A 26,371-nucleotide genomic window follows, 5' to 3' on the forward strand; every position below is an offset into this window, starting at 1 on the left:
TTTTAAGGAAAGATATATTATGAATTAAGTCAAAAACTCTGTAATATATTGAAGCTTAAAGATATCTTTAGATATGGAAGTTATTGCAGAAAATAGGAAAGCAAGGTTTGAATATTTCATCTTAGAAGAATTTGAAGCGGGTATGGTCTTATTAAGCAGTGAAGTTAAATCGCTAAGAGAAAGAAAAGTAAATATTTCCGACACCTACGTTATCGAAAAGAATAGCGAAATATGGCTGCACAATATGCATATTGCAGAATATAAAGCTGCAAACCGAAAAAATCATAAACCAAAAAGGGAACGTAAACTGCTTTTACATAAAAAAGAGATAAACAAACTAATTGGTCAAATCAAAACCGCTGGGATAACTGTTGTGACGCTTTCGATCTATTTTAATGATAAAGGATTTGCAAAAACTAAAATTGCCATTGTAAAAGGAAAAAAACTCTACGATAAGAGAGCAACCATAAAACAGAGAGAGTGGGATCGTGAAAAAAGTAGATTGTCTAAGAATAATTTATAGCAAAATATGTCTTTAAATCCAGTAATTTTCAGCATCGGTCCTGTTTCTATATATTGGTATTCCTTAGCTTACGTTTTGGGTATAGTGTCTGCATATTGGTATTTACACAAGCTAGACGACCAAAAAATATTTACTAAGAATTTTTACGATTCGTTATTAACAGCCACTATTATAGGCATTATCCTTGGAGGTAGACTTGGCTACGTATTGATATATGATCCAGTTCTTTATATAAGCAACCCTATCGAGATATTGAAGACCTGGGAAGGAGGAATGTCATTTCATGGTGGTGCTATAGGAGTTTTGCTTGCAGTAATAATTTCGTGTAAAAGACATAACATTCCTATATTTTATGCACTGGACCTAGTTTCTTGCGGAGTTTCCATAGGTTTATTTTTAGGTCGCATAGGCAATTTTATAAACGGAGAGTTATTTGGCAGAGTTACAACTATGCCATGGGGTATGGTATTTCCAGAAAGTGGTGATAATTTGCTGCGTCATCCAAGCCAGCTTTATGAGGCACTTTTTGAAGGACTGCTACTTTTTGCAGTTGCAAATTCACTGTTTTTCTTGACTAGAATAAGACTGTATCACGGTGCGTTAACTGGTATTGCAGTTATGTGGTATGGAATAGCACGTTTTTTCGTTGAGTTTTTTCGCGAACCAGACTATCAAATTGGCTATTTGTGGCTTGATTTAACTATGGGGCAGTTGCTTTCTATACCTATGGTTTTGCTAGGAATGCTTGTATATCTAGGCGCATTAAATTTAAAATTTAATACGAAATCTGTTACATAGAGGAAAGGTGAGTTTAATAGAAAAATGTAGCCAGAAACCCTACATCATGCACAATTGTACGAATTTTCTGCGTTGCAGTAGAATGAATGTGAGATCCGGTGTCATTCCAGCGTGTGACGCTAGGCCATAAAACTTGCTTGACAAACTCCGCCAGCCCCCTTATTATGACAATAAGGGTATTTATGACTCAAAACTTGTTTTTGACCTGCAGGCTCAATGACAAAATTCAGTAAAAAACTCAGGGTATTTATTGGCGGATTACATAAAATTATAGCGGCTGCATGTCTTTTTTATTTTTTCTACATTCAGCCAAATCGCGCTTATTTTAAGCGTTAGCACATTATTACAGCGCCACTTACAGTAATATAGAGTCAAAACTCGCACCACGGGGCTTCTTTTGCCTTTTTTTTATTTGGTAAATTTCTTAAATATCTTCTTAAATTTTATAGCTAATCAGTACTGGGATGACAAGAAAGGAGCACTGCTATTATAGAGTGAAATGAGATCCCAGTGTCAGCTACTCGGATGACATTATAGGAGCACTGGGATGACATTATAGGGGCGCTGGAATGACACCCTGACAATCGTCATCCCGCTACTTGTTAGCGGGATCTCTTGTTAGCGGATGAGATACCGCGGCGGTATGACAATTAAGCAATTCGTCATCCCGCTACTTATTAGCGGGATCTATGCCAAGAGATACCGTGAATAAATCACGGTATGACGTCTCGCTTGCAACCTATAGCCTTGTCATTCCAGTGCTCCTATAATGTCACCCCAGCGTCACGCGCTGGTTTCAACATTATATCATGGACAAAATAAACTTTCTAAAATTCATTGAACTGTGCTTTCAAACGGTGGTACCGGGGTGTGAGTATAATGATTATCAGTATATAAAAGTCATAGCAGACAGACTTGAAGCGGCAAACGTTGGCAAAATGTGTCAAGGAAGTTTTTCGTTTCTATGAGCTACTTGGCTCTCTGTTATAATGTTCGTTTGCTTGACCTAAGATCCAGGAGTATTTAAACTGAACCCTATACAGTGCTAAAAATGATAGGAAATCTAAGCGGAATAGTTGATGAAGTGCGCAGTGATCACATAATCCTGAATGTGAATGATGTTGGCTATATGGTGTATCTCTCAGCCAAAACTTTAAATGCATGTTCCATCGGAAGTAGAGTTAAATTACTTATCGAAACCTATGCAAATAACAGAGAAAATGTCGCTCAGCTATATGGTTTTATAAGCAAAGAAGAACAGCAGTGCTTGAGGTTGCTTGTTAAAGTAAGTGGTGTTAGCTATAAAACTGCAATGTCAATTTTGAGTAAATTAACTCCAGAACAGCTGTTTTTGGCAATTATGAATGAAGATAAAGTAGCACTCAAGATGAGTGGACTTGGCATGAAACTCATAAATCGAATCATCACTGAATTAAGTGGCAAAGTGAGTAAATTAGAAATAAATAACAATAATTTTCATCCAATCAATGAAGATGCCCTTTCAGCATTGATCAATCTTGGGTATGAAAAAATGAAAGCTTATGATACGATAAAAAAAATACAAGACGAATCGTCAAATCTGGACACCAAGGATATTATTCGCATGGCGCTTAAGGAGCTCTCAACATTATGAAATCAATATCGTGCGATAAAGAATATACTGAAGATGCGCGCAATATCAACATCAGGCCTGAGCAACTTGATGATTTTGTCGGGCAAAAAGACTTAATACAAAATTTAAAAGTGTTTATAAATGCTGCACAGACAAGAACTGAAGCCTTAGATCACGTTTTATTGTATGGTCCCCCAGGACTTGGCAAAACAACTTTAGCACAAATTGTTTCTAAAGAATTAAGGGTCAGCTTCCGCGCAACTTCTGGTCCTTTACTTAGTAAAGCTGGGGACTTGGCTGCAGTGCTTACCACTTTAAATGCAAAAGATGTTCTATTTATCGACGAAATCCATAGATTAAATCGCAGCATCGAAGAAGTTTTATATACTGCTATGGAAGATTTTTGCTTGGACATATTAGTAGGTGAAGGTCCATCTACTCGCACTTTAAGGATAGATCTACCACCATTTACGTTAATCGGAGCAACTACACGGCTTGGATTACTTTCTGCGCCACTCAGAGATCGTTTTGGCATTCCCTTGCATCTTGAGTTTTATTCTTTTGAAGAACTGGTTAATATTATAAAAAGAGGCGCAAGAGTTCTTTCTACTGAAATTGAAGAAAATGCAGCACGGGAAATTGCCTGCCGTGCACGTGGCACTCCAAGAATTGCTTTGAGGTTACTCAGAAGAATAAGGGATTTTGTTGAAGTGAAAGATGATAAAAAAATCACTTATGAAGTCGCTGATTCTGTATTGCTAAAATTGGGTGTAGACAAAATGGGACTCAATAAACTTGATATGCATTATCTAAGATTTTTATTCAACACCTCAGGACCTGTTGGAATTGACACCATATCTATTGCGCTATCCGAGGATGTTGGCAATATTGAAGAAACAGTAGAACCTTATTTAATCAAAATTAGTTTTGTAAAGCGCACACCAAGGGGGCGCGTTCTAACTGATCAAGCAAAGGAGTATTTGAGCTTTCAACATTAAACATCATAATTTATATTGACTAATCGGCATGGTATCTATATGCTAACATCTATATATCAAGAATAATGGAGGGTATATGTTAGGTAAGGTTAAAGAATTCCTAAAAACTATTCTATTTTTCCACAATGAGGATAAAGTTAAAAATCCTCATGTGCCTATGGTGGAGGAACTTCCTTCTGATGATACAACTTTAAAACCGGATAAGAAAAAGCCAGAAGAGCATCTTACCCTTCTAAGTAATAAAGCAAAGGAGAGCGGTAATTCTGATAAAACAAAAGGACTTCCTAGCGATTTGAGCACTCAGGATATACCTAAATCAACACCAGACAAGAATAAGCGTAAATATGTCGAGTTAGAAAGCGATGAAGAATGGAATAAGTTCTTTGCATTACAGAACAACCCTTCTACCAATACCACAAACCAAAAACCTTTTTCTCCAAAGAAAGGAGAATCTCAGTATCACGGCAAAGAGATTGTAGGCAAAATTGCTGACCAAATTAAATCAGAGATATCTGAAGGTATGAAAAATAATACCATAGGGTCCATAATGATAAAAGAAGGCAAAAGGGAAGGGAATGTTGTTTACCCTTCCGTGAGAGTTGTGTTGAATGTTAGTAAAGAAGGAGTAGATATAGCTAAACTTCTGAGTGGTAATATATGTAAAAAGTACAATGTAAAAACAATTACATTTTGTCATTATTAATGATAAAGGGGAAAGAGTTTATGAAATAATTAGTGGATTATATGAAATGACTTTAAAGTGGTATGTTGATGGAAAAGAATGTAAAATTAAAATTAATATTGATGATAAGAATGGTGTAAAGCTCCTTGAAAGCAACGGTGTTACTGAAGAACAGTTACGTGCAAACAAAGAAGTAAAAGTAGGCAAGAGACGTGAACCAAAGTCTTTACATGAAGCATTAGCATCACAATTGCCACAAACACAATTACAACAAAGCTCTGAAGAAGTAAAATTTTTGGAGCAGCCTTCAACAAATGTAGAAGACTTGAGCGGCGCACCACAAAAGCATCAAGCTTCTGCTGCTCAAAATAGGTAAAGTAGTGAAAATTCAGTATAAGTTGCTTGCATTTGCAAGTAACTTATACTCTTATAATGAGCAACATAATACTACCAAGAAATTTCTACGAGCGGCCGACCTTAACTGTAGCTGGAGAGTTATTGGGAAAAGTCCTCAAATTTTCTAACTTTAGTGGAATAATAACCGAAGTTGAAGCCTATATAGGAATGAATGACCCAGCTTGTCACGCGGCAAGAGGCTATACTAACCGAACCTCAGTAATGTTTGGTATGCCGGGGTTTTCATACGTGTATTTTATATATGGAATGTATTACTGTTTAAATATTGTAACAGAAGCAGAAGGGTTCCCAGCAGCAGTGTTAATACGGGGATTAAAGCTCATTGAACCGCTTGAAGCAAACTTAGGCGGACCAGGAATATTGTGCAAAAGATTAAACATTACAAAAGAACACAATAAACTGGACCTTACTATAAGCCACAAATTTTGTATTTATGAATCTCACCTCAACCCGGATTATGTGTGCACTCCGAGAATCGGAATTAGTAAAGGCCAAGAGAAATTTTGGCGGTTTAAGATTTTCTAAACTTAAGATCTTGCGTAGACTATTTGCCAATCGAATAATCACCAGTGAAACAAGCATCGCAATATTGTGGTGTAGCATTGTTACGCACCTCTCCTTTAACAGCCTGATATAGTCCATCAATACTCAAGAAGGCTAGGCTATCTACTCCTATAACTTCCTTAATTTCCTCTACAGATTTATTTGCAGCAATTAAATCTTTGCACTCTGGCGTATCTATTCCATAAAAACAAGAATGCTTAATTGGTGGGCTTGAAATTTTGAGGTGAATCTCTTTTACTCCTGCATCCTTTAGCATAACTATTATATTTCTGAGCGTACTACCACGCACTATACTATCATCTATTAAAATTATGTTTTTACCTTTCAAAGTGTGCTTATTAGCATTGAATTTTAATTTTATTCTAACTTTACGTACTTCAGCGGTTGGTTGTATAAAAGTTCTTCCTATGTAATGATTACGAATTATCCCCAGTTCCATAGGTAATCCTGAATGCTTTGCATATCCAATAGCTGCAGGTATTCCAGAATCAGGTATTGGTACAACCATATTTACATTGTTTTTTGGTGGGCTCTCTTCTGCAAGTATTCTTCCTATTTCTTTTCTTATATCATATATGGACCTATTCTCCATTATGCTGTCTGGTCTCGAAAAGTAAACGTATTCAAAAATACAAAAACTTGATTTTTGCTGTGGGAAAGGAAACATTGAGGCTAGCTTACTATCCGAACTGATGGTAACTAATTCGCCTGGTTCTATTTCTCTAACAAACTCTGCATTTATTATATCAAGAGCACAAGTTTCAGATGCAAGAACGTAAGAACCGTTTAACTTTCCTAAAACAAGAGGCCTGATTCCAGATGGATCACGTACTCCAATAACTACTTCTTGGTTGATTGCCACAAAAGAATAAGCACCTTGTATTTGCTTTAATGCATATATAAAACTCTCTAAAAAGCTATCTTTTTCACCGCTTGCTGTCAGATGCACTACTACTTCTGTATCAATATCTGACTGAAAAACGCACTCTTGTTTAATTAATTGTTCGCGTATCGGAGAAATATTAATTAAATTACCATTATGTGCTATGGCAAAATCCCCAAATTTGCCACTTTTGCCAAGCATGGGCTGCACTCCAAATTTACTACCACTTGTTGAGTATCGAACGTGACCTATTGCACAATCTCCAGGTAAGGATTTCTTTATTTCATCTATATCATCAAATACGCTGCTCACTTGACCTTGAAAGTGATAAGAGTGCAGCTTATCGTTGTTACTGGTTACTACGCCAAAAGACTCTTGACCTCTATGCTGCAAAGCGTGGAGAGCAAGTATAGAGTTAAATGCAGCATCGTTATTGCAGCTTATACCAAATACTCCACATTCCTCACGCATTTCATCTAGCATAAAAACTATTAAGTAAAGTTTAATTTTACTTTAGCATAGGTGAAATACAAGCATTTTGTTGTTCATCTGCTTTTATTGCCAGCAATAATCCTATGCATATCAAGCTTGCAGCAGTTGTACTTCCTCCATAGGAAAGAAATGGCAGTGGATCGCCTATCACAGGCAAGAGGCCTATTGACATTCCAATGTTTATAAAAAAATGAGCGCCAAAAAAAGCAAAAATCCCGATAGATACTAACTTAGAAAAATAATTTTTCGACCTATAAGCGATAGAGAAAATTATGCCAAGTAATGAGGTATAAAGCAAAATTAAAGCCATGCTACCTAAAAAGCCCCACTCCTCACTCAGCGCTGCAAAAGCAAAATCCGTACGTTTCTCCGGCAAAAATCCAAGTTGAGTTTGACTTCCGTTAACAAAGCCCTTACCAAGCAAACCTCCTGAACCAATAGCTATCTGAGATTGCTGCGCATTATAACCTATTCCAAGTGGATCCACTGATGAATCCAAAAACGACAATATCCTTTGCTTGTGATAAGGACGTAAAAAAGGCCAAATAGCCGGTACTGCAAAAATGCCAAGCGTCCCACAAATTACTAAATGAGCTCTTTTTATTACTGCTGTGAATATAATTGATGCTCCTATAAACAACATTATCACAGCTGTGCCTAAATTAGGTTGCTTTAACACCAAGAATACAGGCAAGAAAATAATTATTACCGCCTTAAGCAATCTTTTAAATTCCATCATTTTATACACACTTTGCTTATCAAAATAACGAGCAAGCGCAAGTATTAAGCCTACTTTTGCAAATTCTGATGGTTGCAAACTAATTGACCCAATTCTTATCCACCTCGTCGCACCCATTATGTGCGAGCCAAAAAAATTTACTGCTAATAGCGAAATCGCTGCTGCTATATAAAAAAAGTAGGCGTGCTTCAAATAAAAATCTAGCTCTATGAATGACATAGCTATAGCGAGTAGGAAAAAGAAGGAAAATATGACTATTTGGTGAATTGCAAATGGTACCCACTTTCCTCCAGCAGAAGAGTATTGAACAGCAATGCCAACGCAAAACAGCACTATCACGTTAATGACTAATAACCAATGAATCTTCTTCAGCCTATCCACACTTATAACCTTAAAGTATAGTAAAATATGAAACAAAGATAAAAATCAAAAAACCAACTTCTCAACTACTAACCGAATTGGAGTGCTATATATTCCAGTTACTATTGTTAAAGCTGCCATAAACAATAGACAGAAAAGCATAGGAAATGGCACATCATTAATTTTGTCCGGTGTCATTCCAGCGCTTGATGCTGCACTATTTTCAAAATACATTTTCTCTACCATCTTCCACATGTATATTAGTGCAAGAAAAGAACCGGCAGCAAAAGCTATCAGGGAAATCCACGCGCGAGATTCTATAACTGCTTTCATTATATACCATTTGCTTACAAAGCCATTTGTTAGCGGCACACCGACTAATGCTAAACTAAGTAGAGTAAACGCAAGTGCTGTATAAGGCATTGATTTCTTGAGTCCCGATAAATTCTCTATTTTTGTTGTATCAAATTTGTAAGAAATACATCCTGCAGCCATGAATAAAGATGTTTTTATTATGCTGTGGTTTACTATGTGAAGAATTGCTGCAAATACACCTGTTTTTGAGTTAAAACTCAGTGCTAAAATTATATAACCAATTTGGCTGACACTAGAATTAGCAAGCAGTCTTCTTATATCTTTTGCAGTTATTGCAGATATTGACCCAAATATAACAGCGCAAAGTGCGAGGATAATTATCACGTTGCTTAGTGATGGTTTAAATAAGAAGAAATTCTGATGGAAAACAGTATAGAAGATCCTAATGAAAACATATATCATCACTTTTGTCACTGTGCCTGAAAAGAATATGCTAATGAAACTTGGTGCCTCACTATATGCATTAATCAGCCACCTGCTTAATGGAAAAAGTGCCATTTTAATTGAGAGACCAACAAAAATGAACAATGTGCCAAGTTTTATGATGTTGTTATCGTATAATGGAACTATTCTTTCAGCCATGTCAGACATATTGAGCGTTCCTGTCATGGAGTACAAAAGCCCAACACCAAACAAGTAAAACGTTGCCCCTATAGTGCCACTAATTAGATATTCAAATGCTGCAACCAAGGCTTTTTTATCCCTTCCCATTGAAACTAATACATAAGAAGAAAGAGATGAAATTTCCAAAAAAACATAAAGATTGAATATGTCGTTTGTTACTAGAATCCCGAGCAGTCCGCTTAAGCACAGTAGAAATAGAGAGTAAAAACCAGTGATTTTGTTTTTGCTAATTTCTTTTTCGTTAATATAAAAGCTATAAAGCACGCTAATCAGCGCTATAAAATTCACCAAAGTTAGAATCAAGGAGTTTAACACGTCGATTCTTAACTCTATTCCATGCGGAGGAGCCCAATTTCCAAGGTGATAAGTTATAATCTCGCCTCTATATGTTTTTATGAGTAGTATTGATGAAATGATAAGAGTGATTGTTGTTGCAATAAAAGAAATAAACCAAGATACCTTGTGTTTCTTGGTAAGAAAGCAAAACATTGATGCAATTATTGGTATAATAACTTGTAAAATTGGTAATTGCATTAAATTGTTGTTAATATATCGTTAAAGTATTAGTATATATAATACTTTTTGTTTTAATACTCTTATGTTATCTAAAATTTGTAACGCAATAAAACGCCTATTACGAAGAGAAGGTAAATTTGTAGGAAGAGATGAAAATGGAAATTCTTACTATGAATCAAGTAAAGGGAAAAGGTGGATTATGTATAGCAGTGTTTCTGAGCCTACAACAGTGCCTCCGGAATGGCATATATGGCTTCACTATACTGATAATGTAGTACCAGTTAATAATAAAAAAAGAAAAGTAAAACATACTCCTAATTTAACGGGTACAAAAGATGCATACTATCCAAACCAAAAAGTGAAAAATTACTATAAAAGCTGGAGTCCTGATAACTAAAGATGCGAAGGTCAAATATACTTGAAATAACCGCTGGATTATTTGTATTAGTTTTCACTATTTTTCTGATTTTCTTTGCTATTGATAAGCTATCTTACATAAAGAAAAACTATAAGGATTGCTATAAAATATATGGTCTTTTTGCTAACGCTAACGGTATAGGAGTTGGTGATAGTGTCAAGATCTCTGGTGTGGACGTTGGAAGCATAACTGGTGTGTCACTTGACAAAGCTACCTACATAGCACGAATCGATATGTGCGTAAGCCGAGATATAAAGTTGCCAGTTGATAGCTCAGCTCTGATCACTAGCAGTGGAGTTGTTGGCAGTAAATTTGTTAATATATCACCTGGATCAGATATTAAACTAATCTTGCACGGTGGTAAAATAGAGTATACTCAAGCTGAAGCAAATATGGGTGGAATAATGGACAGAATTCTTGGTATGTTTACGAAGTGAAAATGGCAGGATTCCAAGTATATCCGTTCAGGTGAAGCCTCCTATAGTTCTAAAGTATTTAAGGAGTTTGCCTTATTTCTTGTCTTTTCTACCCCTTGCTAACCTATAATTGGGGTTTATAGTACAGCTTAACAGTTGCAGTGCATGTCTATCAATGATAAAATGAAGATTAATTTATTTTGATATTATGATTGGTTTACTGTTTGCCGTACTGTTGTTTTTTTGTGGTAGTGATGCACTTGCAAAACAGGAGCCACGTTCAATAGCTGGAGATAATCACATAAAGGTAATAAATTATAACCCACAAGCTATACATAAGTATACGGGTTTTTATGGTTATCAATCCAGCATATTGTTTGAACCAGGGGAGGTAATACAAAACCTTTCAATGGGTGATTCAACTGGTTGGCAACTCCTTCCTCAAGGTAACAGATTGTTTATTAAGCCTATAGATGATATTGCCGATACTAACGCAACTATAATTACCAATAAAAGAGTTTATTACTTTGAACTTCATGCTGAAGAAGCAACTGGACTAGATGATCCAAAATTAGCATATGAAGTAAGGTTTCTTTATCCATTATTTAGCAGTGATGAGATTTACACAACAAATAACGGCGATATCTTCGAACAAGCTAGTCATACCATTATTCCTGATATAAACGACATTGAAGTTGTAAAGAAGGGCTTAAATTTTAATTATTCCATCTCGCACGTTAAAGGCAGTCAGTCAATAATACCAATTAAGGTTTTTGATGACGGAAAATTTACATATCTACAATTCAATAAAATAAACTCTGATTTCCCGGCAGTTTTTATGGTTGATTCTGCAGGGTATGAGTCTTTAGTAAACTTCCGTACAGCTGACAACTACCTGATAATCGAAAGGGTGAGTTCAGTGTTTACCTTAAGGAATGGATCAAGTACAGTTTGCCTATTTAATGAAAACATGCCTTTCAAAAAAGGTAAGTGATTACTATCTAAAGGCTATAATGCCCGAGATATGGGTGCAAAGTTTTTTCTATGATGTTCTGTAATTCCATAAAGGCCAATAGCGTTAAGGTGCTCTTTTGTCCCATATCCTTTATTTTTATACCAATTATATTCAGGATGCTTATTGTGCAATTCTTGCATAAGCCGATCTCTCGTAACTTTTGCAACGATTGAAGCTGCTGCAATTGATGTACTCAAATTATCACCATTTACTATGGATTTCACTTGCCATTTCACTTCAGGTGGTTGATTACCATCAACTAGCACATAATCTAATTCTAGGTCCAGGTCTATCAACGCACGTTTCATTGAAAGTTTTGTTGCTTGCAAGATATTGTATGAATTTATTTCTTCTACGCTTGCCATTCCTATACCAAATTTTGCAACGGATGTTATTTTTTCATATAGGACTTGCCTACATTGAGGAGTCAACTTTTTCGAGTCGTTGATTCCATCAATAATTGTATTTCTATCAATAAACACTACGGCTGCGGATATTACTGGACCAGCTAGCGGACCTCTTCCAACTTCATCCACTCCTGCTATCACTCCTGATAATTTATTTTCTAATGTAAAGTCTGGGTATTTCATAGGTTTTTATAATAAGAAAGTTATAGTAAAAACTGAACAGATAATAGAAATTATCCAAAATTTCATAACGATTACATTTTCTGACCATCCCTTCTTCTCAAAGTGATGATGTATTGGTGCCATAAGAAAAACTCTTTTTCCTTCTCCATATTTAAACTTTGTATATTTAAAATATGATATCTGAATAATCACAGATAGAGTCTCTATTACAAAGATTATTCCAATAACGGCAAAAAGCATTTCTCTCTTCATTAAAACGCTAGTTAACCCTAAAGCTGCACCAATTGACAGGCTTCCAACATCACCCATAAATATTTTTGCTGGATGTGTGTTAAACCACAAGAAACTTAAAATAGCTCCTATAAATGCAATGCAGAATAAAGTAATATTCATATCTGCTTGAGTTATATATGCAATTAGCCCCAAAAAAGCAAAGGAAGTGATGACTTGAGTTGCAGCAAGGCCATCCAAACCATCTGTGAGATTCACAGCATTAGCAGAGCCGACAATTACAAACGCAGCAAACGGAACATATAGATAGCCAAAGTCGATTATTACTCCTTTAAATAGAGACGTTTTTGTAAAACCTTCAGCAGAGTATAGCTTAAGTATAGACATACTAACCAGAGTTACAATAAACTGAATAAGTATTTTGGTTTTTGCACTTAAACCTCGATAGTGATTTGTCTTCAATTTTAAATAATCATCAATAAATCCAAGTAGAGCAAAAAATAGAGTTATCAATATCAGCAGCAAGATTTCTTGTGTTAACTGAGCCCAGAGTAAAATTGGTAATAAAGAAGAAATCAGTATTATTATTCCGCCCATAGGTGGTACATTCTTTTTTGTTATTAAATGACTTTCTGGTCCACATGATCTAATTGGTTGCCCATCTTTACTTATTTTTTTTAGAAGCTTTATAAAATAGGGAAAAAGAATAAACCCAAAAACAAATGAGGTAAAAAATACTTTTGTAGCTAAGATCATCTGCTTACTTAAATTGACTAAGTATCATACCACCTATAGCTAATAAAGCCAACTTCTGTCATCCTATAGCCTATTCCTCTTTTACTTCATTTTTTCCTAACTTGGTGCGTATAATTACAATAACTCTGGAATGGTGTGAAGAATTATATTGTCGTTTTCTATTTCATCGTCTCCTGTAAGGTAAAACTCGCTATTTGCATCTGTTGCTGTGTATTTTTTATTAATTTTAGAAGGATCATAAACACCATACTCTGCTTTTGTATGGTAATCGCAATAGTAAAACTTATTATCTTTATCAAAATAACCAAATTCATCAATCAATTTAGCCATTTTCCTACCTTTTTTACCACTTATGAATTCGAGCACGGCAACTGAATAGTGACCTGGAGAGCCTGGTTCAGGAGATTCTTCTGTAATAAAAAACAATGGTCGATGACTAAATAATTCCCAAGGATTCGGATTACATTCTTTTTTCGCACAATTTAAACTGATGAATTTATATTCATCTGAAACGTTCGAATACTGTGGATCGTATTTTTTGTATTCAAAGAATTCATTACCTAAAAAATTACAAAACGTTAATTTATAATCATCATTATTAAATTTAACAACTTTTAAATAGTGAAAATCCCTTGGGACAATTACCTCCTCTTTCGTAACATGATTACGCATGACCAATTGATCATCGAGCATGTAGTAACCTATTTTTGGTAAAGTAGCTATGGGCTTATCATTCAAGGCAACATTTGCTTCATAGATGTTATCCGATAACTCTTCCCCTTTTTGCAAAGTGAATTTCTGCTTTTCGTTGTTAGTCTCGGTTAAATTGCCTATTATTGTTGATACATCACTTATTGTTAATACATCACATTTATCTTTTGTGTATTGATATTTATAGCAACCAACATCTTTACACACTGAAAGACACTTTCCATTTTTGTCTGATATATAGATATAATCACCTTCTATTGTAAAATAAAGTCCACCATTTTCTCCTTTGATCTTCTGTAGTACTGGATCATTTTCATCATTAAAATTGATGAAGTTTAGTACTTCAGTTGTTGTACTGTGTCTAGAAATGGGTAATTTAGCACCAAAATATGGAATATCTTCTATGTGGTAAAGCGAAATCTCTATTGGTTTTGATCTAAGCTTTTCTATAATATTGTCCCTGTTTGCACTTATGATATCTTCTTGCTGTATAATAAGATTCTCTTCTTCACCATCTTTATTTTTCACTTTCAGAGGTGATTTTCCCTTATATAAAACTATTTTATCACCCAGCTTCTGTAACTTTAAATCACTAATAGTATCACCCAACTCAGCCGTACCAATGTGTGAACGAATAGTATACTTGTTGTTATTAATCTCTAACCTGTAATATGCAGTAGGAAGTTTAATCAGCTTCTTATAGAGCGGATCTTTATTATCTATTCTAAATGTATTTCCCATACTATTACCTTAAACAATTAACAGCCTTCAGATCAATCGCCTTGAAACTACTTGGAGGAGTGACATCGCTCATAAAACTCCTTGGCTGCTCGTTATCTGTTGCTGTTTTCTCAATATTAACAAACCCCCTTTGTTGCTCATTATTTTCTAATGTTCTTTCCATACGATCTTTGAAAGTAGTCAAAAATCTATCAGTTTGTTTGTAATTTGGACATGATTTTTTTGCAGATAAATATAAGAGTTTTAACAGCTCATTACGACTTTCATCATTAAATAATGACCTATCTAGAATGGTTGACTGTAGTTTTACTGGATCAAAATTTAGGCTTTTCTTTAGAATGCCGCATTTTGAAGCTGTTTCTTCTAATACTTTTTCAAATTTTATAGCAATATCTGCTGCATCTATTATTTTTACCACTTGATTAAGCTCTTGTATTTTATTCTCTATTTTATATTCATCTTGTTTTATAAAAGGATAAAAGAAATTTATTACTTGAGATATAAATGAAGTTGGTCTACCTGCTCCACTTGTCACTGGCAGATTGTCTGAATTTTTAATTTCCCTCTTCTTTATACGTGCAGTACAAACTTGATCTGTAGGTTTTGTTTCACAAAATATATCCTTTACCTTACTATAAAGTGCTTGAGTATTTTGTTCTGATTGAAATGCTTTATCAGCAAAATTGTCAGCCTCTTCTTTAAAATCTTTAGCTTCTTTGGCAGATTTTTCAGAAGCGCTTTTAGCTACCTCTGCTGCTTTCTGAGCATTCTGAATTTCAATTTTTGTTTGATTCATCTTGCGCAGAAACTGATCAGCAACTGCAGCACCTATTCCATCTTCTCCCTTTGAGCCTTTAGGACCAGGCGCTCCTGTGTTGCCTTTAGGACCTACTAGACCTTGAGCACCTTTTTCTCCTTGCGTGCCATTAAAGCCTTGTAGACCTGGCAATCCATCCATTCCTGGTGCTCCAATTTCACCTCTATCTCCCTTGAGACCAAGATCACCTTTTATTCCAGGCATCCCTGGTAATCCATCTACTCCTTTGTCACCTTTTAATCCATCTGTACCTGGCACTCCGGTATCTCCTTTATCACCCATATCGCCTTTTGGACCAGCATCCCCTTTATTACCAGACACACCTGGCGCTCCATCTACTCCTTGAGGACCTACTGGACCTGAATCTCCTTTATCACCTTTAGGACCTACTAGACCTTGAGCACCTTTTTCTCCTTGCGTGCCATTAAAGCCTTGTAGACCTGGCAATCCATCCATTCCTGGTGCTCCAATTTCACCTCTATCTCCCTTGAGACCAAGATCACCTTTTTCTCCTTGTACACCTTGCGTACCATTAAAGCCTCTTGGACCTACTGGACCTCTAAGACCAGGAGCTCCATCTGCTCCTTTAGAACCCGGGGTTCCATCTTTACCAGCTTTACCTTGCGCTCCCTTTGCTCCACTTGGACCTTTAGCACCTTTTTCTCCTTGCGTGCCATTAAAGCCTCTTGGACCTACTGGACCTCTAAGACCAGGAGCTCCATCTAGTCCTTTAGGACCAGGGGTTCCGTCTCTACCATCTTGACCTGGATAACCTTTCTCACCTCTTAGACCTTTAGGACCTACTGGACCTGGAGAACCAACTTCTCCTCTTAATCCTTGATCGCCCTTTTCACCCTTTATACTTTTTTTTAAGTTTTTATTATTTGCAATTTCCTTCGGCAGGTCTTGAGTAACATAGTTATTAAGTGTTTTACCTTTTAATTCAGTTATAGGTGTATTAAACAGCGCTTTTTCGAATCTTTCTAGTTCACTTGATAATAAAATAGCTGCCACATCCTCGGGCTTTGCATCCATTCCAGGATTACCTTTTTCACCTTTAATGCCTGGAACAACTTTCTCACCCTTTGGACCTGGCCCACCATAACCTGGAACACCTCTATCTCCTTTCTATCCTGAAGGACCTGGCTCACTTCGAAAACCATCATAACCTGGTTCACCCTTTCGGCCTGGAAAACCTGGCTCACCTGGAAGACCATCATAACCTGGAACACCTGGATCACCCTTTGGACCCGGAGGTCCTGTCATTCCTTTTACTTTGTCCTGCAGAGTCTCAATCACGTTTATTAAACATTCAACTTTTGCTTCTAAGCTTCTAGATTTTTCACATTCTTCAAGATTCATATCAACCTCTAAACCATTACTTACTTTTACTTTAGCAGCCACATGATAACCTGTGCCACAGGTATTACATCTCCCGTTTCTAATTCAAAACGCACTTTTGCCACCACTTTGTAACCTATACTCCAAATACAGTTAATTCACAAGTATTAATTATTGATTAATAATTATAATATGTAAATATAGTTATAAAATAATTGTTACACTTGAATTTCTTCCTGGTTTCTGTTGTCATCATAACATTAAAAACACTTTAAGAAAGCTGCTTAGTTAAATTAACTTGGACAAGTAAATAGCAGTTTTGCAGCCTGTTTTTATGAATGAAGATAAAATGTTGTAGCCAAATGCGCTTTCAGCATTGTGCTGAATTGCAATATCTCTGTGTTCTAGCTCCTCATCGCGGAATTTACTTATAGTTTCTCTTAATTCCCCATCTTCTAAATGTGAAACTTGCTCTTTGTAGTGCTCCCCTATAACTTCTTCAACTGCAGCAGTGCAAGCCATAGCAGCTTTTTTGCCCATAATGGCAGTTGCAACGCCAAGTGACACTCCTAAAACACGCCAAACTGGCAACAAAACAGTAGGACGAACTTTTTGCTCTTTGATTTTCTCATTAAAATAGTGAAAATGCTTTTTTTCCTGCTCTTCCATTTCAATTATTTCATTGATTATAGAAGATTTTTTAAGAATAAATTTTTGACCAGAATAAATGCAAATAGCTCCATATTCCCCAGCATGATTTACTCTAATTGCCTGTTGCAAGAACTGATTGTTGCTGTACCTTAAATTATTTAGATTTCTTTCTTTCTCCACAATACACCTTACCTGATACGAACAGAGCTGCTATGAGATAAATTAAATTCCATGTTGCTAAGGAAACACCTAGAACGTAATGAGGTCTGTCACAAGATGGAGAGTAATTAGGATTTAGTAGATTATTTCTGAGCTCTTCTATACTAACGTTACCACTTGCTTGCTCTGTACAACCTAAAACATCATGAAATAAGTGGAGTTCAAGACCTACATGATAAAAAGATATTACTGCACCTATGAGGTAGCTGCAAAACATTGCATAGATTAGAATTTTGTTGTCTTTAAGCATGCATACTACTGCAAGTAACCCTGCAACATAGTAAACTACCCGCTCGTATGTACATAACTTGCATGGCAGCATGTTGAAAAAATATTCTAGCACATATGCAAAAATTAGAGCAAAAGCACTTGATAGCAGAAAGATTGTAGGAATTCTGGAGTTATTACACACGACTTTAAGTAAATTATTATAAAGACCCCTGAAAGTATAAAGCAGAGTATTCATTTTGCATAGGGATTTTTATTTTTTTTCAAAAGTAATCTGACTGGCACACCATCTACGAAGAAATTTTTTCTAAGATCATTAATTAAATAGCGTTTGTAACTTTCATCAACACTTTCAGGTATGTTACATATCAAAGAAAAAGCTGGAGGTTTAGTACCAATTTGAGCGATATACTTCATTTTAACTGCTTTACCTTTTACAAGCGGGTGAGAGTGCCTATCTAAAGCATCAATTAGCCACTTATTCAGTTTTGCAGTGCTGACTTTCTTGTTCAAAGATTCACTCACTTCAAGACACTTATCTATCACATCGCCGCAGCGCATGCCTTTCAATGCAGAAATTGTTACAGTTGGCACTTCCAAGAATAACCGAGTCACTTCCTGTTGTTTGACAAATTTTATTAACTTACTTCTGTCATCCTTAACTATTAAATCCCACTTATTTAAAACAACAATAATCCCTTTCCCTCCCTTAATTGCAGCTTCACCAATTGATAAATCCTGCTGCTCAATACCAACTAGGGAGTCTAGCATTAAAACTACCAGATGAGAGCGCTTGATTGATTCTAAGCTTTTTTCAACAAATCTTGATTCTAAGTCATCTATAACATTCGCCTTTCTGCGGATTCCTGCAGTATCAATGAGAGTAATTAGCTCCCCATTATGATCATATACAATATCTACAGAATCACGTGTGGTGCCTGGCTCTGAATTCACTATTACTCTGTTTTCTGTAAGCAAGCTATTTAAAAAAGTTGATTTTCCGACATTTGGGCGACCGATGATTGCAATTCTAAGTTTACTGGACTCATTGCCCAATAGATCAGTGTTTTCGTTCAAATTTTCAATAACATCAGCTAATGCATCATAAAGATCAACCATGCCAAGATTATGTTCGGCAGAGATATACACCGGGCCAAGAAAATCAAAAAACTGCAAATAATCAACATTTTCAGACTTATGACTCTCGCATTTATTTGCTATCAGTATCACAGGTTTATTTATTTTTCTCTTCAGCCACTTTGCAAATTCTTTGTTTTGCTCATTTTGCACTTTTGCATCAACAAGAAAGAAAATGATGTTTGAATTGGATAGAGAAAATTTTATTTGTTCAATAACTTGTAGTGAAAAATTAGTTTGGTCGTTCCATCCTCCTGTATCTATAACTTTAAACTCTAAATCGCTAATTCTGCCTATTCCTTCTCTTCTATCTCGTGTAACCCCTGGAATATTGCTGACCACCGCTGCTTTTCTTCCCACCAATCTATTAAAAAGAGTTGATTTACCAGCATTTGGTAGGCCTACTATAGCGATTTTTAGCATAATTTAAGAGCACCTTCTATACACAGTAAATTATAACCGAAATCTTGCAATGTAACTATTGACTTTGTAGGTTATATCAATATTCTCAAGTCAAGATATTTTATCTTAACTTTATTATGTGAAATGGAGGAGTTATGTTAGGGCTAGAGCAAATAGAAAGTGTAGGTAATGGAAAATTAGAACAACAAGGGTCACAAAAGCATTCATATAAAATAAAGCGTCCAGAAAAGACGGATGAATTCCTATTAAGTAGGACATATAAACAAATTGAGAGAGAGAAGCGGAAAAAGATCCTAAAGCAAGTAGAAGATATAGAAGAAAAATATAAAGTGCTTTCTGATAGTCAGACTGCGGAAAAAATGGTTGACGAATTACTAGAAATTGTAAAGCTTGCATATCAGGACCAAATTATGTTTGGTATGCCGTATGGTTTGGTGCATGGTATACTATCTAATGAAGAAAAAGAACGAGCAGCAAAAGAAATATCACTGATAGGGCACTTGATAAAAAATATAGACCTAATCAAAAGACAAAATTTAAGCCTTGAAAATAGTGAAAAAGAAAAGTTGGATTCTCTTTGCTCAAAGATAACTGATTTAATTTCAACAGGCACGTATGTGAGTAAAGAAATCTTGGACTTGTGTTGCAACAATATACCAATAGATTCGGCTCTAGAAGAAAAGCGTAACAGCTACTTATTGAGCCTAGAGAAAGCTGTGTGTGACAGTATTGAAAATGACAAAAAAGAAGGAATTGTAGTAGAAAGAGATAATAAATTTTATTGTGTAAAATGTCCAGAAGAAAGTGTGATCACTCCTGCAAAGTTTATGAATTCTCCGGAATTTAAGGATTTAGAATATGGTGCATTGCTAATGGGAGAAGGAGATAATATAATTCGGACACGAAATGGGCAATATCATGATATGAAAGGTAGAATAAAAATGACTTTTAAACTTGGTAATGAGAAGCTCGAGATGTCTTTATTCTCTAAAAAAGCTCATGAACCTGAAAACAACGCATTAAATTTTGGCACAATAATGGTGCATATGGATGATAAAAGTTGTGAAGTTTTCTTAAAACATTATGAAACTCTAAAAAAGCAACCACGTATAGAAAAGATCATTGGTAGAGCCAAAAGTTTTGTCGAAGAGAAAAACGGAAAACAAAGTGAGCCATTTAGTGTTCTGGAAGAAGTTAGTGCATTCAAGTGCGCTCACTGTAATCATCATCTTTAGGTTAAAGTTTTAATGGTTAACATGTACATACACTGTTGCATATAGCAATAGTGTATGTGTATAGTTAATAGGGTTTGTAAACTTAATAAAGTCTACAACTAATTTGAAAACTACTTTATTGTATGCAAGACTTTGAAATACTAGAAAATCTAAAAACCAAAGCAATAGAAGCTGAAAAAGGAGGCGGTTCTAACAGAATCAATAAACAACACGAAAAAGGGAAATTAACTGCTAGAGAAAGGCTCAGTATATTGCTTGATGAAAATTCGTTCGAAGAATACGATAAATTCGTGAAGCATAACGCAACTGATTTTGGCATGCAAAATGCTAATTTTTTAGGTGATGGAGTAGTGATTGGTCATGGTACTATCTTAGGCAAGAAAGTTTTTGTTTATTCTCAGGACTTTACTGTCTTTGGTGGATCACTTGGTGCGTCACATGCAAAAAAAATATGCAAAATTATGGATATGGCAATTAATGCCAGGGTTCCAATTATCGGACTAAATGATTCTGGTGGAGCCAGAATTCAAGAAGGAGTAAATTCCCTTGCTGGTTATGGAGAAATTTTCCAAAGAAACGTAAATGCATCGGGCGTTATACCACAAATCTCTTTAATTATGGGTCCATGTGCAGGAGGGGCTGTTTATTCTCCAGCATTAACTGACTTTATTTTCATGGTAAAGAATAGTTCATACATGTTTATAACCGGACCAGATGTAGTAAAAAAGGTTACCTATGAAGATGTAAGCTTCGAAGACCTCGGTGGAGCAAAAATTCATACAAGCAAAACAGGAGTGGCAGATTTTGCATTCAATAATGATGTTGAAATGCTGCTAAAAATGCGTGAATTCTTTACTTTCTTACCAGCAAATAATCAAGAATCACCGAAATCTGTACCAACCCGTAATGATGTTAATGAGATTGATGAATCCTTAAACACTCTGATTCCTACCAATCCTAACACTCCTTATGATATGTATGAACTCATTGAAAAAGTTTGTGATGAGAAGAAATTCTTTGAACTAAAACCTGATTTTGCTCGTAATATTATAATTGGTTTTAGTAGAATTGGAGGAAATACTGTCGGTATTGTTGCAAATCAACCTATGCACCTTGCAGGATGTTTGGATATTGATTCTTCAAGAAAAGCTGCAAGGTTTGTAAGATTCTGTGACGCATTTAACATTCCTATCATCACACTTATTGATGTTCCAGGGTTTTTACCTGGTACAAATCAAGAATACAATAATATAATACAACACGGAGCAAAGTTGCTTTACGCTTACGCTGAAGCGACCGTGCCGAAAATTAGCCTTATCACTAGAAAAGCGTATGGTGGTGCATATATCGTTATGAACTCGAAACATTTAAAAGGTGACATAAATTATGCTTGGCCAACTGCTGAAATAGCTGTAATGGGCCCTGAAAGTGCAGTTGAAATTATATTTAGGCATGAAAAAGACCAGCAAACGTTAATCAAAGAATATAAAGAGAAATTTGCTAATCCATTTTTTGCTGCATCATATGGATACATTGATGACATTATAGTGCCAAGTAAAACAAGGCATTACTTTTGTAAAGCATTAGAGCTACTCAAAAACAAGAAAGTAGAAAGGATATGGAAAAAGCATGACAACTTACCTCTGTAACTTTCTTCTAAGCCTTGCTTACAAGTTATGCAATATTATAAGTGTAATCAGTGTGCCGTTACCAAGACTCGAACTTGGGACCTCGTCATTACCAATGACGTACTCTACCACCTGAGCTACAACGGCAAGTTTATATATTATGATAATGAATAATACAAAAAGGAATAAGGAAAAAGAAGAGGAGAAAAAAAGATTAGCGAAAGCTTTAAAGCAAAATATTTTGAAAAGAAAAAAGCAGCAACAGAGTAGACAAAGCAGACCCCTTTCAAAATTTGTTTGTGGTGAGGAATTTTTAGGAAGAAGCGCCGCAGAATACCCAAACGTATTTGAGGAAGCTTTAACGACAAAATTACCATCAGAAACTTAAGTTTTGAAGGAGGTATCATGCCAGAACTACCAGAAATAGAAGTAATCTCTAACTTCTTGCTTGATAAAATTAAAAACAAGCAAATTAGTAATGTTATAGTTAATAATTGGAATTTACGTGCCCCAATAACAAAAAATATTGATGATATGCTAAAGGGCAAAGTCATACGCAACATCAAGCGTAGAGGTAAGTATACGATCTGGAATACAGATGGTAGTATGGCTGTAATCATACATCTTGGCATGAGCGGAAAGCTTATATATGCTGACCATGATCAAGTGCGGAATAAGCACGATCACGTGGTATTTTTATTTTCCGATAATACTTCAATAATCTTTAATGATCCAAGAAGATTTGGATTAGTTATTATTTTAAGCAAAGAACAAGAAATAAATTTTTTTGATGGTTTTGGAATAGAGCCCCTCACGGATGAATTCGGTGGAGACTATTTACAGGAGTTGCTGAAAAACAAAAAAGTGAATATCAAATCAGCATTAATGGACAATAAATTAATAGTTGGCGTAGGCAATATATATGCTTCTGAAAGTTTGTTTAGAGCCCGCATATCACCACTCAGGTCAGCAAAAGACTTGACCTATAGAGAGTGCGAAAAACTTGCTGCTGAAATAAAAAATACTCTGAGTGATGCAATTGCTGCAGGCGGTTCAACACTGAAAGATTATGCACAGCCATCTGGATCTGCTGGATACTTTCAAAATAACTTTTACGTATATGGTAAAGTTCAAAAACCTTGCAAAATCTGCAACAATATCATAACACTTATACGACAAAATGGCCGTAGCACTTATTTCTGCAACGTATGTCAGAATTAAGATTTTATTTTTGAATATGACATTTTTACCTGAAAAAGATCCGATTAACTTGTTTTCAAAGTGGTATGAAGAAGTACTTAATTCTCCGTGTAAACAACCAACTGCAATGATGCTAGCAACTTGTAGCAAAGACTGCATTCCATCTGCAAGAGTAGTATTACTAAAGGAATACAGCAAAGAAGGTTTTGTGTTCTTCACTAACATAAATAGTAGAAAAGGAAAAGAATTGACCGAGAACCCTAAAGCTGCATTAGTGTTTCACTGGATAGAATTTGCTAGGCAGGTAAGAATTGAAGGAGAGGTTAAACTCCTAAACGATGAAAGAACTGACAAATACTTCTCTTCTCGAGCGCGCGATAGTCAAATTAGCGCATGGTGCTCAAAACAATCGAGCATTCTGAAAGATTGGCAAGATTTTGATCAAGCTATAAAATTGAAGGAGAAAGAATTTTACAATACACAAGTTTCTCGTCCTGACTTTTGGGTGGGATTTTGCGTAATCCCAAAAGTAATTGAATTTTGGCAAGAAGGTAAATATAGGAGACACGCTAGGTTTAGATATACTCTTGTTGAGGGAAGCGATTGGAAAATAGAGCAATTATCTCCCTAGCTACATTCGTTGTTGCAGACCCTTCTTAATTTACCATTGAGAATTGGATGACACCCTACTAATCCGAATTCTGGATTAAGGATAAAAAAGAGCAAATAACTTATAATTTTATAGCTAAAGTGACTTAGGTTTACCGATAATTTGAAAAACAACAAATTCGTCATCCCGCTACTTGTTAGCGGAATCTATCCTTGGCGGTATGACGTAGGGAAACCTTTCTTGGGTTAGTTATAGAAGGTTAAGGACTGCAAATTTTTCATTGGACAGGCTTCTTATACTTTTGGTGAGGTTAAATTTTGAAGTGAAAATTTTAATAAACAGCAAATAAACAAGTTTATCAAAAAAAGAGTTAAATGTTAGGATTTTAAATAATACAGCATTCCGGACAATTTAAAATCAACCTGGGATGGAGGAAGTTAGTGGCGGTCACATACTCTTTCATCACAATGATAAAGAAGCTTACCTTTATCTCTGACGTATTTTAAAGGAATTTTGGGATTATTGATGTCTTTACCACCAGTATCATGCCATTTCTTTTCCCATGTAATATAATATGGTTCAAGGTCTTGCGGCGTTAATTTATATATTTCTTTTAGCTCTATTCCTTCATAAATAGCAAATACCCAATCCACCTTTCGGTATTTTGCAATTATTGTAGGATTCATATGATGATGAGTAGAAAAGCTTTTTGTAAGAAGAGCATTTACTGATTTAAGCTCATATTCATTACCATACTCATCAATGGCATCATTTCCCTCGCGTGCTGGAAGAATAGTGAGTCCAGTTAGTAATAAGACTTGTAGGATTTTTCCGCCGTTGTCCTGAAAGATATCATTTATACCATGCTTAACAGCAAACTCTTGATACTTCCGTATATGAGGAAATATATCTTTCAGACATTTTCTGTCTTGATCCTGATTTAGAAGTGCAGTAGGTTCAACACCAAGGGCATCTGCTATGCGCTCAACATTATCTATAGAGATATTTCTCTCACCACGTTCAACGGAGCCTATATATGTTCTGTGTAATTCACATAAATCAGCAAGAGTTTCTTGGGAAAGCCCTTTTATATTTCTTATCTTTCGTATATTCTGGGAAAGAAGTAACCGCAAAGATTGTTTTTTTATTTTTGTCATCTTTGTAAGATAATAGTTGACAATTATAAGTCTACAGACTATAAGTATCTTTCATATGGCACATATATTGGAAAAATTTAAATTTAATAATAAACCCACATATACTACAGACAGGGGAGCTGCATATTGTGGAGACTCTCTTAACCTATTGCCGCAATTACCAGATAATAGCTTAGATCTCGTAATAACCAGCCCACCGTTTGCTTTGCAAAGAAAAAAAGAATACGGAAATGAATCCCAAGCCGAATATGTTGCCTGGCTTAGTCAATTTGCAAAATTAGTACATAGCAAACTCAAAGATACAGGCAGTTTTGTACTTGATCTAGGTGGGGCTTATGAAAAAGGCGTGCCATCCAGAAGTTTATATAATTTTAGAGTGCTTATACATTTCTGTGATGACATAGGCTTCTTCCTTGCAGAAGATTTCTATTGGTATAATCCTTCTAAATTGCCAAGTCCAATTGAATGGGTAAATAAGAGAAAAATCAGAGCAAAAGATTCTGTTAATACAGTATGGTGGTTCAGCAAAACTGAGTGGCCTAAAGCAGATGTCACAAAGGTGCTAGTAGAATACAGTGGCCGCATGAAAAAACTTATCGAGAACCCAAAGGCTTATTATACTCCAAAAGAACGACCATCAGGACATAATATTGGTAGTAGCTTTGGTAAAGATAATGGAGGAGCTATTCCATCAAATCTTTTGCAGATCCCCAATTCAGAATCTAACAGCCAGTATCTTGCTGCATGTAAGGAACTAGGTGTAAAAGAGCATCCAGCTCGATTCCCTGCTAAATTACCTCAATTTTTTATTCAGTTTCTAACACAACCAGGAGATGTTGTTTTAGATATTTTTGCTGGTTCTAACACAACAGGTTTTGTATGTGAGCAAGAAGACCGTTACTGGTTAGCATTTGAAGAAAATAGAGAATATCTTGCTGCATCTGCTTTTAGGTTCTTAAAAAAAGAATGCTCAAAAGAAACTATTTATCAACGCATTGTTCATGGTGAAGAGCAAGTGTTAAAGGCTAAGCAGTCTGTATTGGATCTTAAGTTCACTCAGCAGTCATTAGTAGTTTAGTTATGCTCTTTGTTCATGGTTTTCCCGTTTTTAGCAATAATTTTTTATATAAGCATTTTTGTTGCCTATCCTCAACACTTTCCACATTAGCGTTACTAGTAGAAGTTACTCTTAAATATTTGTTCATGTTAGCTATAAACATTAAGAAATTTACCAAATGAAAAAAAAGGCAAAAGAAGCCCCGGT

General features: G+C 35.5%; 28 protein-coding genes and 1 tRNA gene. 16 read left to right on the top strand and 13 right to left on the bottom strand.

Going from position 1 to position 26,371, the window contains the following annotated elements:
- Window positions 1–73: 73 nt before the first annotated feature.
- From smpB to ABWU50_RS04960, 7 genes are all read left to right on the top strand, one after another.
- On the top strand, window positions 74–523 hold the full coding sequence (smpB, locus tag ABWU50_RS04930; RefSeq protein WP_353275554.1) for an SsrA-binding protein SmpB: 450 nt from the start codon (window positions 74–76) through the stop codon (window positions 521–523).
- A gap of 6 nt (window positions 524–529) precedes the next feature.
- The gene (lgt, locus tag ABWU50_RS04935) at window positions 530–1,321 is read left to right on the top strand and encodes a prolipoprotein diacylglyceryl transferase (RefSeq protein WP_341822686.1); all 792 of its coding nucleotides are present in this window, start codon (window positions 530–532) and stop codon (window positions 1,319–1,321) included.
- Between the two features lie 1,051 nt (window positions 1,322–2,372).
- On the top strand, window positions 2,373–2,954 hold the full coding sequence (ruvA, locus tag ABWU50_RS04940) for a Holliday junction branch migration protein RuvA (protein WP_264735388.1): 582 nt from the start codon (window positions 2,373–2,375) through the stop codon (window positions 2,952–2,954).
- A complete protein-coding gene (gene ruvB, locus ABWU50_RS04945) occupies window positions 2,951–3,931 on the top strand; it encodes a Holliday junction branch migration DNA helicase RuvB (protein ID WP_341822689.1) in 981 nt (326 codons plus the stop codon). The genes ruvA and ruvB overlap by 4 nt, the downstream gene beginning before the upstream one ends.
- A gap of 76 nt (window positions 3,932–4,007) precedes the next feature.
- Window positions 4,008–4,634 (top strand): hypothetical protein, encoded by a 627-nt coding sequence (locus ABWU50_RS04950; RefSeq protein ID WP_353275557.1) that lies wholly within the window; start codon window positions 4,008–4,010, stop codon window positions 4,632–4,634.
- A gap of 46 nt (window positions 4,635–4,680) precedes the next feature.
- Entirely contained in the window at window positions 4,681–4,989 is a 309-nt protein-coding gene (locus tag ABWU50_RS04955) for a hypothetical protein (protein WP_353275559.1), read from the top strand.
- A gap of 56 nt (window positions 4,990–5,045) precedes the next feature.
- Window positions 5,046–5,555: a DNA-3-methyladenine glycosylase gene (locus tag ABWU50_RS04960; protein ID WP_264731736.1), complete on the top strand. Its 510-nt coding sequence runs from the start codon at window positions 5,046–5,048 to the stop codon at window positions 5,553–5,555.
- 19 nt (window positions 5,556–5,574) lie between these two features.
- Here ABWU50_RS04960 and purF read toward each other — a convergent pair whose 3' ends face one another.
- From purF to ABWU50_RS04975, 3 genes are read right to left on the bottom strand one after another with little or no spacing between them, the layout of a single operon-like run.
- On the bottom strand, window positions 5,575–6,960 hold the full coding sequence (purF, locus tag ABWU50_RS04965) for an amidophosphoribosyltransferase (RefSeq protein WP_353275560.1): 1,386 nt from the start codon (window positions 6,958–6,960) through the stop codon (window positions 5,575–5,577).
- A 25-nt stretch (window positions 6,961–6,985) separates the two neighbouring features.
- The gene (gene rodA / locus ABWU50_RS04970) at window positions 6,986–8,089 is read right to left on the bottom strand and encodes a rod shape-determining protein RodA (protein WP_353275562.1); all 1,104 of its coding nucleotides are present in this window, start codon (window positions 8,087–8,089) and stop codon (window positions 6,986–6,988) included.
- 45 nt (window positions 8,090–8,134) lie between these two features.
- Entirely contained in the window at window positions 8,135–9,601 is a 1,467-nt protein-coding gene (locus tag ABWU50_RS04975) for a proton-conducting transporter membrane subunit (protein WP_341822693.1), read from the bottom strand.
- 64 nt (window positions 9,602–9,665) lie between these two features.
- Here ABWU50_RS04975 and ABWU50_RS04980 point away from each other — a divergent pair, with 64 nt between their 5' ends.
- The 3 genes from ABWU50_RS04980 (at window position 9,666) to virB9 (ending at window position 11,411) form a co-directional block, all read left to right on the top strand.
- Window positions 9,666–9,980 carry an NADH-ubiquinone oxidoreductase subunit NDUFA12 family protein gene (locus ABWU50_RS04980; RefSeq protein WP_353275563.1) on the top strand — a complete coding sequence of 105 codons (315 nt, stop codon included), beginning with the start codon at window positions 9,666–9,668 and terminating at the stop codon, window positions 9,978–9,980.
- Between the two features lie 2 nt (window positions 9,981–9,982).
- Window positions 9,983–10,438, top strand: coding sequence for an outer membrane lipid asymmetry maintenance protein MlaD (gene mlaD / locus ABWU50_RS04985; protein ID WP_182184055.1), 456 nt, complete (start codon window positions 9,983–9,985; stop codon window positions 10,436–10,438).
- Between the two features lie 187 nt (window positions 10,439–10,625).
- Window positions 10,626–11,411, top strand: coding sequence for a P-type conjugative transfer protein VirB9 (gene virB9, locus ABWU50_RS04990; RefSeq protein ID WP_253309562.1), 786 nt, complete (start codon window positions 10,626–10,628; stop codon window positions 11,409–11,411).
- A gap of 14 nt (window positions 11,412–11,425) precedes the next feature.
- Here the strand turns inward: virB9 and ABWU50_RS04995 are convergent, their stop codons facing one another.
- From ABWU50_RS04995 to der, 8 genes are all read right to left on the bottom strand, one after another.
- A complete protein-coding gene (locus tag ABWU50_RS04995) occupies window positions 11,426–12,022 on the bottom strand; it encodes a ribonuclease HII (RefSeq protein ID WP_010082329.1) in 597 nt (198 codons plus the stop codon).
- Between the two features lie 6 nt (window positions 12,023–12,028).
- The gene (gene mraY, locus ABWU50_RS05000; protein WP_353275565.1) at window positions 12,029–13,009 is read right to left on the bottom strand and encodes a phospho-N-acetylmuramoyl-pentapeptide-transferase; all 981 of its coding nucleotides are present in this window, start codon (window positions 13,007–13,009) and stop codon (window positions 12,029–12,031) included.
- Window positions 13,010–13,123: 114 nt separating this feature from the next.
- On the bottom strand, window positions 13,124–14,461 hold the full coding sequence (locus ABWU50_RS05005; RefSeq protein ID WP_353275567.1) for a hypothetical protein: 1,338 nt from the start codon (window positions 14,459–14,461) through the stop codon (window positions 13,124–13,126).
- A 4-nt stretch (window positions 14,462–14,465) separates the two neighbouring features.
- On the bottom strand, window positions 14,466–16,313 hold the full coding sequence (locus tag ABWU50_RS05010) for a hypothetical protein (RefSeq protein ID WP_353275569.1): 1,848 nt from the start codon (window positions 16,311–16,313) through the stop codon (window positions 14,466–14,468).
- Window positions 16,314–16,406: 93 nt separating this feature from the next.
- Window positions 16,407–16,682 carry a collagen-like protein gene (locus ABWU50_RS05015; protein WP_353275571.1) on the bottom strand — a complete coding sequence of 92 codons (276 nt, stop codon included), beginning with the start codon at window positions 16,680–16,682 and terminating at the stop codon, window positions 16,407–16,409.
- Window positions 16,683–16,907: 225 nt separating this feature from the next.
- Window positions 16,908–17,450, bottom strand: a complete 543-nt coding sequence (locus ABWU50_RS05020) for a demethoxyubiquinone hydroxylase family protein (protein WP_253302799.1) — start codon at window positions 17,448–17,450, stop codon at window positions 16,908–16,910.
- Window positions 17,425–17,955 carry a disulfide bond formation protein B gene (locus ABWU50_RS05025; protein WP_353275574.1) on the bottom strand — a complete coding sequence of 177 codons (531 nt, stop codon included), beginning with the start codon at window positions 17,953–17,955 and terminating at the stop codon, window positions 17,425–17,427. Before ABWU50_RS05025 ends, ABWU50_RS05020 begins: the two co-directional genes overlap by 26 nt.
- Entirely contained in the window at window positions 17,952–19,277 is a 1,326-nt protein-coding gene (gene der / locus ABWU50_RS05030) for a ribosome biogenesis GTPase Der (protein ID WP_353275576.1), read from the bottom strand. The genes ABWU50_RS05025 and der overlap by 4 nt, the downstream gene beginning before the upstream one ends.
- A gap of 134 nt (window positions 19,278–19,411) precedes the next feature.
- Between der and ABWU50_RS05035 the strand changes: the two genes are divergently transcribed.
- Both ABWU50_RS05035 and ABWU50_RS05040 read left to right on the top strand, forming a co-directional pair.
- Window positions 19,412–20,512, top strand: a complete 1,101-nt coding sequence (locus tag ABWU50_RS05035) for a hypothetical protein (RefSeq protein ID WP_353275577.1) — start codon at window positions 19,412–19,414, stop codon at window positions 20,510–20,512.
- A gap of 122 nt (window positions 20,513–20,634) precedes the next feature.
- On the top strand, window positions 20,635–22,161 hold the full coding sequence (locus tag ABWU50_RS05040) for an acyl-CoA carboxylase subunit beta (protein ID WP_353275578.1): 1,527 nt from the start codon (window positions 20,635–20,637) through the stop codon (window positions 22,159–22,161).
- A gap of 53 nt (window positions 22,162–22,214) precedes the next feature.
- Here ABWU50_RS05040 and ABWU50_RS05045 read toward each other — a convergent pair.
- Window positions 22,215–22,287: transfer RNA gene (locus ABWU50_RS05045), tRNA-Thr, on the bottom strand.
- A gap of 19 nt (window positions 22,288–22,306) precedes the next feature.
- Here ABWU50_RS05045 and ABWU50_RS05050 point away from each other — a divergent pair.
- The 3 genes from ABWU50_RS05050 to pdxH are packed head-to-tail and all read left to right on the top strand — an operon-like array spanning window position 22,307 to window position 23,971.
- Window positions 22,307–22,528, top strand: coding sequence for a hypothetical protein (locus ABWU50_RS05050; protein WP_264735403.1), 222 nt, complete (start codon window positions 22,307–22,309; stop codon window positions 22,526–22,528).
- 17 nt (window positions 22,529–22,545) lie between these two features.
- Complete coding sequence (gene mutM, locus ABWU50_RS05055) at window positions 22,546–23,361, top strand: bifunctional DNA-formamidopyrimidine glycosylase/DNA-(apurinic or apyrimidinic site) lyase (protein WP_353275579.1); 816 nt, start codon at window positions 22,546–22,548, stop codon at window positions 23,359–23,361.
- Window positions 23,362–23,377: 16 nt separating this feature from the next.
- Window positions 23,378–23,971 carry a pyridoxamine 5'-phosphate oxidase gene (pdxH, locus tag ABWU50_RS05060; RefSeq protein WP_353275581.1) on the top strand — a complete coding sequence of 198 codons (594 nt, stop codon included), beginning with the start codon at window positions 23,378–23,380 and terminating at the stop codon, window positions 23,969–23,971.
- A gap of 416 nt (window positions 23,972–24,387) precedes the next feature.
- Here pdxH and ABWU50_RS05065 read toward each other — a convergent pair whose 3' ends face one another.
- The gene (locus ABWU50_RS05065) at window positions 24,388–25,107 is read right to left on the bottom strand and encodes a helix-turn-helix domain-containing protein (RefSeq protein WP_353275583.1); all 720 of its coding nucleotides are present in this window, start codon (window positions 25,105–25,107) and stop codon (window positions 24,388–24,390) included.
- 67 nt (window positions 25,108–25,174) lie between these two features.
- On the opposite strand from ABWU50_RS05065, the gene ABWU50_RS05070 reads away from it, so the two are divergent.
- Window positions 25,175–26,185, top strand: a complete 1,011-nt coding sequence (locus ABWU50_RS05070) for a DNA-methyltransferase (protein WP_353275585.1) — start codon at window positions 25,175–25,177, stop codon at window positions 26,183–26,185.
- Window positions 26,186–26,371: the final 186 nt, after the last annotated feature.

This window comes from Wolbachia endosymbiont (group A) of Pipizella viduata (assembly GCF_964028555.1).
Lineage (GTDB): Bacteria > Pseudomonadota > Alphaproteobacteria > Rickettsiales > Anaplasmataceae > Wolbachia.

Coding starts and splice junctions, on each gene's coding strand:
- purF (WP_353275560.1), bottom strand. CDS start 6,960: ATGCTAGATGAAATGCGTGAGGAATGTGGAGTATTTGGTATAAGCTGC.
- ABWU50_RS05065 (WP_353275583.1), bottom strand. CDS start 25,107: ATGACAAAAATAAAAAAACAATCTTTGCGGTTACTTCTTTCCCAGAAT.
- mutM (WP_353275579.1), top strand. CDS start 22,546: ATGCCAGAACTACCAGAAATAGAAGTAATCTCTAACTTCTTGCTTGAT.
- ABWU50_RS04950 (WP_353275557.1), top strand. CDS start 4,008: ATGTTAGGTAAGGTTAAAGAATTCCTAAAAACTATTCTATTTTTCCAC.
- der (WP_353275576.1), bottom strand. CDS start 19,277: ATGCTAAAAATCGCTATAGTAGGCCTACCAAATGCTGGTAAATCAACT.
- ABWU50_RS05010 (WP_353275569.1), bottom strand. CDS start 16,313: ATGGATGCAAAGCCCGAGGATGTGGCAGCTATTTTATTATCAAGTGAA.
- pdxH (WP_353275581.1), top strand. CDS start 23,378: ATGACATTTTTACCTGAAAAAGATCCGATTAACTTGTTTTCAAAGTGG.
- ABWU50_RS05005 (WP_353275567.1), bottom strand. CDS start 14,461: ATGGGAAATACATTTAGAATAGATAATAAAGATCCGCTCTATAAGAAG.
- mraY (WP_353275565.1), bottom strand. CDS start 13,009: ATGATCTTAGCTACAAAAGTATTTTTTACCTCATTTGTTTTTGGGTTT.
- lgt (WP_341822686.1), top strand. CDS start 530: ATGTCTTTAAATCCAGTAATTTTCAGCATCGGTCCTGTTTCTATATAT.
- mlaD (WP_182184055.1), top strand. CDS start 9,983: ATGCGAAGGTCAAATATACTTGAAATAACCGCTGGATTATTTGTATTA.
- ABWU50_RS05040 (WP_353275578.1), top strand. CDS start 20,635: ATGCAAGACTTTGAAATACTAGAAAATCTAAAAACCAAAGCAATAGAA.
- ABWU50_RS05035 (WP_353275577.1), top strand. CDS start 19,412: ATGTTAGGGCTAGAGCAAATAGAAAGTGTAGGTAATGGAAAATTAGAA.
- ruvB (WP_341822689.1), top strand. CDS start 2,951: ATGAAATCAATATCGTGCGATAAAGAATATACTGAAGATGCGCGCAAT.
- smpB (WP_353275554.1), top strand. CDS start 74: ATGGAAGTTATTGCAGAAAATAGGAAAGCAAGGTTTGAATATTTCATC.
- ABWU50_RS04955 (WP_353275559.1), top strand. CDS start 4,681: ATGACTTTAAAGTGGTATGTTGATGGAAAAGAATGTAAAATTAAAATT.
- virB9 (WP_253309562.1), top strand. CDS start 10,626: ATGATTGGTTTACTGTTTGCCGTACTGTTGTTTTTTTGTGGTAGTGAT.
- ABWU50_RS04980 (WP_353275563.1), top strand. CDS start 9,666: ATGTTATCTAAAATTTGTAACGCAATAAAACGCCTATTACGAAGAGAA.
- ABWU50_RS05025 (WP_353275574.1), bottom strand. CDS start 17,955: ATGAATACTCTGCTTTATACTTTCAGGGGTCTTTATAATAATTTACTT.
- ABWU50_RS05050 (WP_264735403.1), top strand. CDS start 22,307: ATGAATAATACAAAAAGGAATAAGGAAAAAGAAGAGGAGAAAAAAAGA.
- ruvA (WP_264735388.1), top strand. CDS start 2,373: ATGATAGGAAATCTAAGCGGAATAGTTGATGAAGTGCGCAGTGATCAC.
- ABWU50_RS04995 (WP_010082329.1), bottom strand. CDS start 12,022: ATGAAATACCCAGACTTTACATTAGAAAATAAATTATCAGGAGTGATA.
- ABWU50_RS04975 (WP_341822693.1), bottom strand. CDS start 9,601: ATGCAATTACCAATTTTACAAGTTATTATACCAATAATTGCATCAATG.
- ABWU50_RS04960 (WP_264731736.1), top strand. CDS start 5,046: ATGAGCAACATAATACTACCAAGAAATTTCTACGAGCGGCCGACCTTA.